The following is a 12,478-nucleotide window of genomic DNA, read 5'->3' on the forward strand; positions in this document are numbered from 1 at the left end:
TGCATATCAAATATCTATCCTTTAAAACGCCCTGAAGTAATTGTCATTTGAATTATCCGGCTTTAAAAATATGCCGGGATCATTCTCTGACATAGCAGTCAGGGCGTTATCCGGTTTCAGGCGGTTAATATCCTATTCAATCGGTTCAAGTGGCCAGCCCATTGACGCAGCGCGGGGCCCGACAATCGAATGGATCAGATCTACCTCACCATCTCTTACCCTGAACATATGGCAATCCATAAGACCTGCTCCTGTGGGGCTTTGTTCACTTACTGAGTCTCCTCCTAAAAATGCCATAAATGCAATGGATATCCCCTTTTCAGTATCTACCCATACGCGCCTCGGTCCATGATTCATACTCGAGCCCATTCGTTTTATGAAGGTCACGGGCGAACAGTCATGGTCCATCCCAGTTGTCAGAAAACCATTCTCCCAGCGGTCACACACCTTTGCAAATGGTACGCTTGCGGTAGAGCCTTCTGCGAACAGTGCAAAATAGTTATCAGCAGCATTCGCCAGGACCTTGCGGGGCGCCCGTTTTTCGGGAGGTAAAATCGTATCCCAGTCCTGGTCTTTTGTTTCAAGTACCTTCTGAGGATTGAATGCAAAATCCCTCTCTCTGGCTATGATAGTCTCAATCTCGGTAATCTTGCCATTTTCAACCTTAAGCCTGTTTGCAAAGAGGATCGGGCGGACTGTCCCCTCTTTAGGCAATTCTGTGGGGCCTGCAAACAGGGCAGCAACATTGCCGTCACCTGTCTGGCCTGCAGGGGGTTTTTTTGCCCCGGCAAAGGTTTTGGGTGCTCCTGCCGGCGGTTTAGCTCCACCGGGGGCTGCCCCTCCGCCAAAACCCCCTCCCATGCCTGTTCCAACTGTTTTAGAGCTGAATGGTTCTTCTATTACCGCAATTGTGGCTGTTGTACATTTTTGGGTGTCGATCAGGGTGCGTTTGAGCAGGGGCTTGCCAGCGGTTTCCCAAAAGCCTTTCCCAACCTCTTTTACAATGCCGTTTTCAGTGAATTTTGCTGTAGAGGAAAGCGGCAGACCAGATGTATTGTGTGCCTGAATAGACTCAAAGTACTGGTCTGTTATCTTTGAAAGCGCCTCGCGGGTACAACTCGCTTCTCCTGCCTGAGCTCCTGATACCGAAGCACATATGAATACTGTAAGACAAATAGTAAGTAATAAAAATGCTGTTTTTTTCATCTTTGAATCCTCCGGAACAATGCAGTCTTCTAATAATAGAAAACAAATGGTTGATTGATAATATACAACTTTATGTGTCGTGGAGTATATGAAGGCAGATATTGTATGTCAATATACTTTTCCTTAATTGTGAATTGTGAATTGTGAATGGTGAATTAAAATTTTGAATCTGTAACCTTGCCTGTCCTGGCATAGCCTTGGCGACGCCGGAAATTTTGAATCATGTGCTTTCAGCCCTCAGCCCTCAGCTTTGAGCTTATCATCTCCCTGTGAATAGTTATGCCAGACACTGGATTTTCCTGCTACATCAGCCTGCTGCTATTACTTGTCATCCAATAACAGCATGAAAATTGCCGGATTCGCTCTGTTTGGCGGAGGACGATGAGCTTCAAAAAATCGCAGCAGATCATTAAACATCTCAGTAGTTATTGTGTGGGTAACGCCAGGATATATTACAAATTCATTTGAAATGCCGACTGACTCATAAATTGTATTGGAGAGTGGCCAGCGTTGCGATATTAAAGGTTCCTGGATGCAGTCAAGCAGATTACAAATCATATCCTTATCATTCCCTGTAAACCATCGAGTATCAAGCGCATCATTGCGATCAGCTCCCACCTCTTTTCCCTTTCCTTTCCAACCCATTAACTGTAAACCCATTGTATTGATTCAAATCGCAAACACTTATCCAACTGACAACATATATACGATAACTTTTCTGAGAATACAGTATCCACCTGATTTACACGAAAAGAGCAGGTGATTAATATATCATTTCAAAATTTAATCAGGAGGGATGTATGCAGAGAATAGTTCCACATTTGTGGTTTGACAAGGAGGCCAGGGAGGCGGCTGAATTTTATGGTGATGTCTTCGGGAATGGTCCCAGGGTGATCAATATGACGACTTTGCATGATACCCCTTCGGGTGATGTGGATGTGGTCTCATTTGAAGTATGGGGTTACAGATACATTTTAAGAATGAAGAAGTTTGACCTTGCTGAATTGGAGAGTGCGTACAATAAAAGAGAATAATAAAAAAACAGGTGTGCGCTGCTCATTTTATTTTGTATGATAGTTACAAAATACTCAATGAAATGAATAGGAAAGAGCTGATGATGCTGTTTTTATAAGCTGTCTGTGTGCTGTAAATACGAACAAGGCGCAAACCATAATGAACATAAATATTAAGCGCTTCTCAAAGGACTGAATTATGCTTAATAAGTTGATAAGATTCTTCCTTGAAAACAGGCTCATTACAGTGCTTTTACTTGCGCTGTTTGTGGCCTGGGGCATTGTAACAGCTCCCTTTAACTGGAATATTGATTTTCTGCCGAGAGATCCTGTCCCGGTGGATGCCATTCCTGATATTGGTGAAAATCAGCAGATTGTTTTCACCGAATGGATGGGAAGAAGCCCCCAGGATGTAGAAGACCAAATTACTTATCCGCTTACCACTGCATTGCTGGGGCTGCCCGGAGTTACCTCTGTGCGAAGCACCTCCATGTTCGGGCTTTCATTCATTGCCATCATTTTTAATGAAAACGTAGAGTATTACTGGAGCAGGACAAGGGTTTTGGAGAAACTCAACTCCCTTTCGTCAGATATTCTGCCGCAGGGTGTTTCACCTGCTTTAGGCCCTGACGCCACTGGTTTGGGGCAGGTGTACTGGTACACACTGGAGGGCAGGGATGAAAATGGAAGGCCCGCCGGAGGATGGGACACTCACGAGTTGAGAAGCATCCAGGATTTTTATGTCAAATATGGTCTTACTGCTTCCGAAGGTGTTTCAGAAGTCGCTTCCATTGGCGGGTTTGTAAAAGAATATCAGGTTGACCTTGACCCGGTGGCTATGAAAGCTCACGATGTAAGCATGATGATGGTCATGGAAGCCATCAGAAGCAGCAACCTTGACATCGGGGTAAACACCGTTGAGATGAATCTGGTGGAATACTATGTTCGAGGTTTAGGCTATGTAAAAAGGTTACAGGATTTGGAACAGGCAGTAGTTAAGGTCACTGACAATATTCCGATTCGTATCCGTGATATTGCCAAAGTAAACATAGGCCCTGCATCTCGTGGGCATAGCGGGTTCCTTGACAAGGGCGGGGCGGAAGCCGTGGGCGGTGTTGTAATCGCCAGGTATGGCGATAACCCTTTGAAGGTAATTCAAAACGTTAAAGATAAAATCAATGAGATAAGTCCGGGCCTGCCCTCCAAAACACTGGAGGAGGGCACTGTATCAAAAGTCACCATTGTTCCCTTTTACGACCGCACCGAATTGATCTATGAAACGCTCGGCACACTCAATGAGGCAATAAGCCTGCAAATACTGATCACCATTATTGTTATCATTATTATGGTGTTCCATTTGCGGGCCTCCCTCATGATCTCTGCATTGCTGCCCCTTGCCGTGTTAATGTGTTTCATAATGATGAAATACCTGAAAGTAGATGCCAATATTGTCGCCCTTTCAGGGATTGCCATCGCAATTGGGACGATGGTGGATCTGGGCATTATTCTGATGGAAAATATCCTGCGGCATAATGAAGAAGCCCCGCCCGGTCAGCCACTGATTGAAACGGTTTACAATGCCTCTACTGAAGTGGCTTCCGCAATCCTGACAGCAGTTTCAACCACCATAGTGAGCTTCCTTCCAGTATTTACCCTGCAGGCTGCCGAGGGGAAGCTGTTCGGCCCTCTGGCATATACCAAATCCTTTGCACTGGCAGCGGCATTGGTCATCACCCTGTTCATGATGCCTGCTTTCGCCTATTGGATGTTTTCTCTTAAAACTATTCGAAACCTTTATCGTGCTGCGTTGAATATTCTTTTAACCATCTCAGGTATTATCGTTTTATGGTGGTCAATATGGGCCGGTTTTGTATTATTTATTTTAGGTGTAAATAACATCCTTGGAAACCTTGCAGTAGAGCAAAAATTACCCTCTGAAAATCTAAATACCTTTATCAATAATTATCACAATACAGTAACTATCGCCATTGTGACTATTGCTGTATCGCTGTTATTAGCTGTGGAATGGATGCCATTAGGTGTAGCAAATAGCCTGCTGTTAAATTTTCTCTTTATTGCTTTAATCATCGTGGTGGTTCTGGGTGGCTTCAAACTGTTCATCCGCGGCTACCCTGTTATTCTAAACTGGTGCCTGGGGCATAAAAAGATTTTCCTGTTTCTGCCTCTATTGATAATTCTGTTTGGTGTGAATATCTGGTTGGGGTTTGACAGAGTTTTTAGTGTTATCACGAAAATGACGGACAAGAGAGGCTGGAACATCCGCACAACCCCGGTCTGGAGTTCCCTGTCGCATACTTTCCCTGGAATCGAGAAGGAATTTATGCCGGCCCTGAATGAAGGGTCATTTCTGCTGATGCCTACCTCAATGCCTCATTCTGGCGTAGAAGCCAATATAAAATATGTTCAGCAACTGGATATGCGCGTGCAAGCAATCCCGGAGGTGGAAATGGTAGTCGGGAAGGCCGGGCGTGCGGAAACTGCCATTGATCCGGCACCTATTTCAATGTTTGAAAATATTATTCTCTATAAAACCGAATACATCAATGATGAAAACGGTTATCCGATTCGATTTAAAGTGGATAAACATAGGAAATTTATTAAAGATAATAAAGGTGAACTCATTCCTGACAATAAGGGACTATATTTTCGTCAGTGGCGGGATCACATTAAAACTCCTGATGATATCTGGAATGAAATAGTGAATGCCACTGACGATATTCCGGGAGTAACATCAGCGCCTAAACTGCAGCCCATTGAAACCCGTCTGGTGATGCTTCAAACCGGAATGCGGGCGCCAATGGGGTTAAAGGTCTTTGGCCCTGACCTCAAAAGCATAGAGGGATTCAGCCTGGAAATTGAACAACTGCTTAAAGAGGTGCCGTCAGTAAAACCGGAAGCGGTTTATGCTGACAGAAGTCTGGGTAAACCCTATCTGGAAATTGATATCAACCGCACCGCCATTGCCCGCTACGGGTTGAATATTGCCGATGTTCAAATGTATCTGGAGGTGGCACTGGGCGGAATGCCCTTAACAACCACCGTTGAAGGGCGTGAGCGGTATAACATAAGGGCAAGATACGCCAGGGAATGGCGGGACAATCCTGAGGCTATGAAGCGGGTTTTAATCCCCGCACCCACCGGGCAACAGATACCATTAGGCGATCTTGCGGCAATTGAATATCGTCCTGGAGCGATGATGATCAGGGGTGAAAATACATTTTTAGTGGGTTATGTGCTTTTAGATAAGCAAGACGGATTTTCGGAGGTCACTGTAGTTGAACATGCTGACAATTTTCTGAAAGCAAAAATCGCCTCGGGAGAATTAAAGGTTCCACCAGGAGTGAGTTATAAATTTTCAGGAAGTTACGAAAATCAGGTGAGGGCGGAAAAGCGTCTGGCAATCGTAGTACCTCTGGTGCTGGCAGCTATTTTTCTTATACTCTATTTTCAATTCCGCTCTACTTCAACATCATTGATGATCTTTTCTGCTATTACCCTTGCCTTTTCAGGTGGTTTTGTAATGCTTTGGCTGTATAGTGAGAGCTGGTTTATGGATTTCTCCATGTTTGGGATCAATATCAGGGAACTGTTCCAGATGAAAACCTATAACCTGAGTGTAGCGGTCTGGGTGGGCTTTATTGCCCTGTTCGGGATTGCCACGGATGACGGGGTGGTTATTTCAACCTACCTGATGCAGAGTTTCAAAAAATATAAGCCTGAAAATATTTTTGAAATAAGGAAAGCAGTACTGGAGGCAGGAATGAAAAGGGTAAGACCCTGTTTAATGACCACAGCAACCACCTTACTGGCATTACTGCCGATCCTTACATCTTCCGGAAGGGGCGCTGATATAATGATACCAATGGCAATTCCCGCTTTCGGGGGCATGGCAGTTGCTTTAATTACGTTGTTTGTTGTTCCCGTGTTGTACGCCAGCCGGGAGGAATATCTAACTAAAAGAGATATAAGATGAAAATCAAGATGATAACCATATTGCTTCTGTTTGCCATCTCGGGAACGGCCACCGGGAAATTGTTAGACGATTACCTGGTAATTGCGGCAGAAAACAATCCCAGTCTGAAGGCAAAATACCTGCAGTATCAGGCAGCATTGGAACGTGTGCCGCAGGTCGGTTCACTGCCTGACCCGCAACTTGGTTTCAGTTATTTTATAATGCCGATGGAACGCTATATTGGTGATCAGACAGGATCAATCTCATTGATGCAGATGTTTCCGTGGTTCGGAACACTGGAAGCAGCCAGAGATGAAATGACCTGTATGGCAAAAGCCAGATTTGAAGAGTTTAATGAAGCCAAATCAATGCTGTTTTATGAAGTGCGGGCAAATTGGTATGCTTTGCAATTACTGGAAAAAGAAATTGCCATTACCAGTGAAAATATCGAGTTGCTCAAGACAATGGAGCAGGTTGCCATAACAAAATTTAAAAGCGGCGGACAGAGCAGCAGCAATTCAGGCAGCTCCGACAGAATGGGGGGGGCAGGCAATCAAAACATAAATATTCCGGGAACCGGTATGGGCGGAATGGGTATGCGGGGACAGACATCAACCGGGAGTTCTTCCTCCGGAAATATGCCGCAAGCAGATGGAATGAAAAATATGGTTGTCAGCGGCAGTATGATTGATGTGCTGCGTGTGCAGATGGAGATTAACGAACTCAAAAATAGCCTTTCACTGTTGGGAGATAGTAAAATTCCAATCATTGCCCGGTTCAATCAACTGCTCAACCGATACAAAGAAGAACCTGTAATATTACCTGATACGATCCTGGCTTCATCATTGCCGGCGCCTCTTAATGAAATCCCTGACAGCATCAGGGACAATAACCCGATGTTGAAAATGCTGGAACAGGAAGAGGCAGCCTACATTGCACAGGGAAAAATGAATCAGAAAATGGGTCTGCCGATGATTGGAGTGGGCCTGCAATATGATATTTTCAAACCGAGGGCCAATAGCGAAAGTATGGATAATGGAAAGGATATGCTGATGCCGATGTTTACTGTTACCATTCCGGTTTGGCGAAAAAAATATAGAGCATCTGTCAATGAATCTGCCTTTATGCGTCAATCAGTCATTGAACAAAGGCAGGATGTGAGTAACCAGTTAATTGTGAATTATGAAGATGTCCTGAAAGATTACAAAGATGCAGAGCGCAGGTCAAAGTTGTATCAAGACCAGACCTTACTTGCAGATCAGGTCTTGAATATTCTCATGGTGCAATACACCACCGAAGGAAGCAGTTTTGAAGATGTGCTGAGAATGCAGCAGCAGCTTTTGGATTACCGCTTAAAATATCTGGATGCACTCATTGACGGGAACATAGCAGTTGCCATGATACAACGGCTGATGGGGCGTTAAAACTTAAAAGGAACAGAAATGAAACAACTATTAAAAAATAAATTTTTTCAATTCGGCCTAGTGCTCATTGCTGGTCTATTTTCAGGATGGCTGCTTTTTAAAACAGATCACTGTTCTGAAAAAACCCATATTCACGAACAGGTTAAAGAGACAACCTACACCTGTTCCATGCACCCGCAGATCCGTCAAAACGGACCGGGCAAATGTCCGATTTGCGGAATGGATTTAATCCCCTTGACTACAAAATCAGGGTCGGAAGAAAGCAGTCCCTTTGTGTATTCAATGTCGCCACAAGCAATAGCGCTGGCAAACGTACAAACCCAAAGGGTAAAAACAGTTTCGCCTGAACACGAAGTATACCTTACAGGTAAAATCGCCATCAATGAACAAAGACTGGCAACAATAACGGCAAATTATTCAGGCCGGATTGAAAAACTTTTTGTAGATTTTACCGGGCAGCCGGTTAATAAAGGGCAAAAACTGGCAAGCATCTATTCCCCTGAACTGGTTACTGCGCAAAAAGAGCTTATCGAATTTTTAAAACTCAAGGGTATTAATCCTGCGCTTTACAATGCATCAAAGGAAAAACTGCGTTTATGGAAAATTACCGAAAAGCAGATTTTGGAAATAGAAAACAGTGGAAATGTGCTGACAGAATTTGATCTCTATGCTGACCAGTCAGGCATAGTGATAAGAAGATATATTACCAAAGGCGATTTTGTAAATAAAGGCACACCTCTTTTTGAAATAGGGGACCTGAGCAATGTCTGGGTCTTGCTGGATGCTTACGAAAGCGACCTTCCATTTATGAAGGTCGGCCAAAAGGTTATCTTCACGGCTGCATCTATCCCGGGGAAGGAATTTACCTCCAGCATCTCTTTTATAGATCCATTAATCAATCCCCAGACAAGAACAGCATCAGTCAGGGCTGAACTGGTCAACCCCCAAAACACACTCAAGCCTGAAATGTTTGTAAAAGGCAGAGTCAAAGCAGGCTTGTCAGTAAGTGATAAATCTCTCGTAATCCCGAAATCATCACTCTTGTGGACAGGCAAACGTTCTGTTGTATATGTGAAGGTCACGAATACCGAATTTCCCGCCTTTGAAATGCGAGAAATTACCTTGGGCGCTTTTTTGGGTGAATATTATATTGTGGAAAGCGGTCTGGCCGAAGGTGAAGAAATTGTTACGAACGGGGTTTTCGCCATTGATGCGGCAGCGCAACTAAGCGGCAACTACAGTATGATGAATCGTGAAGCATATGACAGTATTGATGTGCCCGATATGTTTAAGGAACATCTGTCAGAATTTGTAAACCAATATTTTGAAATAAAAAACAGTCTGGTTAAGGGCAATTTTCAACTGACACAAGCCAATGCAAGGAAACTTGAGACTAACCTGAATAAAATGGAGATGAAATTACTTAGCAAAGAGGCTCACCCGGTCTGGATGGAGCATCAGGCCAAAGTAAAAGAAAACGCGGAACAATTGCAGCAGGCTGAAGAGATTGAAAAACAGCGTGAAATATTTTCATTGTTATCAAACCAGATTATTGAAACCATAGAGACATTCGGGACACAGACAGAGACTGTTTATGTGGCATATTGTTCAATGGCATTGAATAACAGGGGAGCATACTGGCTGAGCGAATTTGAGGAGATAAGGAATCCCTACTTTGGTGATGCAATGCTTACTTGCGGTGAGGTAAAAAAGATAGTCAGAGGAAAAGGGGAAATCGGATCAAAGTCAAAACAAATTCAGGGGCATCAGCACTAGTCCCATCACATTTGCAGGCACTTTGCAAAGTCCATGCCTCTGGCCCTACGCCACAATAAAAACCTCTGTAAAATCCTACTGCTTAAACTGCGGCAGCTTATGGAGATACTTTTCAGGATTTTCAAGGAACTGTTTTTCGCAGCCGGGACAGCAGAAATAGACCATCTTGCCTTTATATTCGACAAAATATTCCTTATTGATGGGCGCATCCATAACAGGGCATAGTGTCTGCTCGCCCGTCATTGCTGCCTCACCTTCGGCCTGCTGGGCAGCATGATTGTGAACCGCATGATCATGTCCTGCGTGGTCGTCGTTCTCTGAGCCGCAACCGGCAAGAATATAAACGCCGGTTATCAGCACTACTACGGTCAATAGTTTGATAGCCTTATTCATCACTGTTTTATCCTTTCCTATAATTTAAAATATGCACACATTTAAGCGGTACTATAAGGTTTCATTGTGAAATTTAATACAAACCGATTTATGTGCATATCTTTCATGTACTCACTGATGTAACTTTACTGAGTTACTGGAAAATATCCAGTTTGTTAAAAAAACATAAGGATGGATATGTTGTATGTCAATAGTAACTTTCGTAACGGTAACTTCTTGACATTTGTTTGCTGCATAAAACAGAAACGCTAGGAGCTATGTTATTATTGGAAAAAGTGCATTATTTATCAGTTTATGCTTGCATTTTAGTTGTAAGTATCCATAATTCCCTATCAGCTTTATTAACAACTTTAAAAGGAGCGTAAAACATGAACAAAGGCGATTTGATTAATGAAGTGGCAAAGGTTGTAAGCACAAAGAAAGAGGCACAAGCAGCGGTAGATTGTATTTTTGATTCTATTACCAAAACACTTAAAAAGAAGGGTACCGTTACACTGGTCGGTTTTGGCACTTTCAAGGTAAACAAAATGAAGGCGCGTACAGGCCGTAATCCCCAGACCGGAGAGGCAATCAAGATCAAGGCAAAGAATGCTCCGAAGTTTTTAGCCGGCAAGGCATTGAAAGACGCTGTGAACTAGTTGGGAGAAAGGGGTTCAAGGAACACAATACTCCGGAAAACATATTTCACTTAAAAAGCCTTTACTCGGGTTTATTACCCGGATGAAGGCTTTTTTTATGGTCTCTTCCTCTCACGCCGTCTTGTCCTGTCATAGCTTTATGCGTCTATGGTTGACAGTACATCATTAATACGACACTAATTGTTCCCTCCACATGGCTACCCCCTCGAAAGGAAAAGAAATGTATATTGACATACAAAACATGGAGCCATATACTCCACACCAAAAAGAGAAATATTTTCATTTTGAACAGCAGTGAAAGGCTGATTTTTTAACATAAGGTCGCAGGGATGATCGGAAATCAGTAAAACAGCTTGTCTTTTTATTAACATAGAAACAGGAGGAAAGGGTATGAGTAGATTTGTATGTGTATTGTTATGTGCATTTTGTTTTATTATAGCGAATGCGTTCGCTCAACCACCAGCCGGTATGCCTAAAATGGGGCCGATGACAGAGGGTTCAGGGCCTTATGCTGTGGCAATTGTAGAAGGTGATGCAAGTTTACCCAATCATACAATTTACCGGCCAAAGGACTTGAGCCCATTTAGTAAATCGAATCTTATGCCGGTGATGGCATGGGGCAATGGAGGGTGCTCCAGTTCCTCCCGTATGCACGCCAACTTCCTCGCTGAAGTGGCATCACATGGTTTTCTTGTTCTTGCCCTTGGCCCCTATGTTGCAGAATCCAAGACTGAAGGCAGCGGCATGATGGGTATGGGCAGCGGCACTAAATCCGCCCAGATGATTGAGGCCATTGACTGGGCAACGGCTGAGAACACGCGCAAAGACAGTAAATACCATGGTAAACTGGACCCATCAAAGATCGCAGTAGCGGGTATGAGCTGCGGCGGCCTCCAGGCACTTGAGGTTGCCCCTGATCCCCGTATTAAGACACTCATGGTAATGAACAGCGGGCTTTTCGGCCCTGGCGGAAGGCCAAAAATGGCGCCACCTAAAGAGGGTATGCCTAAAGAAGGCATGCCTAATGCGGGTGCGCCGAAAGCAGGCGCAGGTGCCCCGCTCATGAATATGCCTGAAGTCGGTAAAGAGGTCCTTGCAAAACTGCATTCGCCCACAATCTATATCATCGGTGGGCCGACTGATATTGCCTACCCGCAGGCCATTGATGATTATGCAAAGATTGACAAGGTCCCTGTGGCCATTGCTAATTATGATGTAGGGCACGGCGGTACATATCATGAGCCGAATGGCGGCGAGTTTGGAGTGGTTGCCACAGCATGGTTGAAATGGCAGTTGAAGCAAGACAAGGCTGGTGAAAAGATGTTCACAGGCTCAGACTGCGGTATGTGCACTCGTGAAGGGTGGAAATATGAAAAAAAGATGATCCCTTAAAACGCTACAATAAGCATATAAAGTACCAGTTTTTTAATTTAGAGGGGGAGTATAAATAAGGAAATAACTATTCTGCAGCTCATAACTTATTTATGCTCTTCCCTCTTTTTTACTAACAGACCGGGAGGTTAAAGATTGAAAAAGATATTTTTATTATTCACATTATTTTTAATTATAGTTTCAGGGACATCTCTTGCCCAAACAGGAAAGGTTCCTGATGGAAAGAGCGCCTTTTACGCATCCCACAGTCTTATGTGGGATATGCCCCCTGTCCTGGCCGAGATTGCAGGATTCTACGGCATCAAAGACCATAAGGTCCTGGGCATCCAGCGCCTTGGTGTGTCACGTACATCACAGCACTGGGATTTGCCCGACGATCAGAATCAGGCGAAAAAGGCCCTTAAGGAGGGAATAGTAGAGGCCTTTGTCATGTCTCCAATCGGCATGCCTGACCCGGGTATTGACAACTTTGTTAAACTGGGTCTGGAGCATAACCCGAATACAAAGTTCTATATCCAGATATCATGGCCAGGTATGGGTCTGGTGGATAACAATGACATGGAAAGCATGATGGGCGGCATGTTCGGAAGAGGCCCAGGAGGCGGCGCTCCAGGCGCTCCTCCGGGTGCACCTCCTGCAGGTAAACCTGCGCCTAAAGGGGCA

At 44.2% G+C, this 12,478-nt stretch carries 9 protein-coding genes; 6 read left to right on the top strand and 3 right to left on the bottom strand.

Features of this window, described 5'->3' with window-relative positions:
- Window positions 1–132: 132 nt before the first annotated feature.
- On the bottom strand, window positions 133–1,206 hold the full coding sequence (locus tag GX654_00315; protein ID NLD35295.1) for a hypothetical protein: 1,074 nt from the start codon (window positions 1,204–1,206) through the stop codon (window positions 133–135).
- A 321-nt stretch (window positions 1,207–1,527) separates the two neighbouring features.
- Window positions 1,528–1,851, bottom strand: coding sequence for a hypothetical protein (locus GX654_00320; GenBank protein ID NLD35296.1), 324 nt, complete (start codon window positions 1,849–1,851; stop codon window positions 1,528–1,530).
- A 155-nt stretch (window positions 1,852–2,006) separates the two neighbouring features.
- On the opposite strand from GX654_00320, the gene GX654_00325 reads away from it, so the two are divergent.
- From GX654_00325 to GX654_00340, 4 genes are all read left to right on the top strand, one after another.
- On the top strand, window positions 2,007–2,240 hold the full coding sequence (locus GX654_00325; GenBank protein ID NLD35297.1) for a hypothetical protein: 234 nt from the start codon (window positions 2,007–2,009) through the stop codon (window positions 2,238–2,240).
- A 178-nt stretch (window positions 2,241–2,418) separates the two neighbouring features.
- Window positions 2,419–6,213, top strand: coding sequence for an efflux RND transporter permease subunit (locus GX654_00330; GenBank protein ID NLD35298.1), 3,795 nt, complete (start codon window positions 2,419–2,421; stop codon window positions 6,211–6,213).
- Between the two features lie 20 nt (window positions 6,214–6,233).
- Window positions 6,234–7,616, top strand: a complete 1,383-nt coding sequence (locus tag GX654_00335; GenBank protein ID NLD35299.1) for a TolC family protein — start codon at window positions 6,234–6,236, stop codon at window positions 7,614–7,616.
- A gap of 18 nt (window positions 7,617–7,634) precedes the next feature.
- Window positions 7,635–9,392, top strand: a complete 1,758-nt coding sequence (locus tag GX654_00340; GenBank protein NLD35300.1) for an efflux RND transporter periplasmic adaptor subunit — start codon at window positions 7,635–7,637, stop codon at window positions 9,390–9,392.
- A gap of 75 nt (window positions 9,393–9,467) precedes the next feature.
- Here the strand turns inward: GX654_00340 and GX654_00345 are convergent, their stop codons facing one another.
- A complete protein-coding gene (locus GX654_00345; GenBank protein ID NLD35301.1) occupies window positions 9,468–9,635 on the bottom strand; it encodes a YHS domain-containing protein in 168 nt (55 codons plus the stop codon).
- Between the two features lie 518 nt (window positions 9,636–10,153).
- Here GX654_00345 and GX654_00350 point away from each other — a divergent pair.
- Both GX654_00350 and GX654_00355 read left to right on the top strand, forming a co-directional pair.
- On the top strand, window positions 10,154–10,423 hold the full coding sequence (locus tag GX654_00350; protein ID NLD35302.1) for an HU family DNA-binding protein: 270 nt from the start codon (window positions 10,154–10,156) through the stop codon (window positions 10,421–10,423).
- A 468-nt stretch (window positions 10,424–10,891) separates the two neighbouring features.
- Window positions 10,892–11,815 (top strand): alpha/beta hydrolase, encoded by a 924-nt coding sequence (locus GX654_00355; protein ID NLD35303.1) that lies wholly within the window; start codon window positions 10,892–10,894, stop codon window positions 11,813–11,815.
- The last annotated feature ends 663 nt before the right edge of the window (window positions 11,816–12,478 follow it).

The sequence above is a fragment of the Desulfatiglans sp. genome (genome assembly GCA_012513605.1).
Lineage (GTDB): Bacteria > Desulfobacterota > DSM-4660 > Desulfatiglandales > HGW-15 > JAAZBV01.

Bases quoted from the DNA above. Each gene is read 5' to 3' on its own strand.
- GX654_00315 (NLD35295.1), bottom strand. From the start codon at position 1,206: ATGAAAAAAACAGCATTTTTATTACTTACTATTTGTCTTACAGTATTC.
- GX654_00320 (NLD35296.1), bottom strand. From the start codon at position 1,851: ATGGGTTGGAAAGGAAAGGGAAAAGAGGTGGGAGCTGATCGCAATGAT.
- GX654_00325 (NLD35297.1), top strand. From the start codon at position 2,007: ATGCAGAGAATAGTTCCACATTTGTGGTTTGACAAGGAGGCCAGGGAG.
- GX654_00330 (NLD35298.1), top strand. From the start codon at position 2,419: ATGCTTAATAAGTTGATAAGATTCTTCCTTGAAAACAGGCTCATTACA.
- GX654_00340 (NLD35300.1), top strand. From the start codon at position 7,635: ATGAAACAACTATTAAAAAATAAATTTTTTCAATTCGGCCTAGTGCTC.
- GX654_00345 (NLD35301.1), bottom strand. From the start codon at position 9,635: ATGACGGGCGAGCAGACACTATGCCCTGTTATGGATGCGCCCATCAAT.
- GX654_00350 (NLD35302.1), top strand. From the start codon at position 10,154: ATGAACAAAGGCGATTTGATTAATGAAGTGGCAAAGGTTGTAAGCACA.
- GX654_00355 (NLD35303.1), top strand. From the start codon at position 10,892: ATGCCTAAAATGGGGCCGATGACAGAGGGTTCAGGGCCTTATGCTGTG.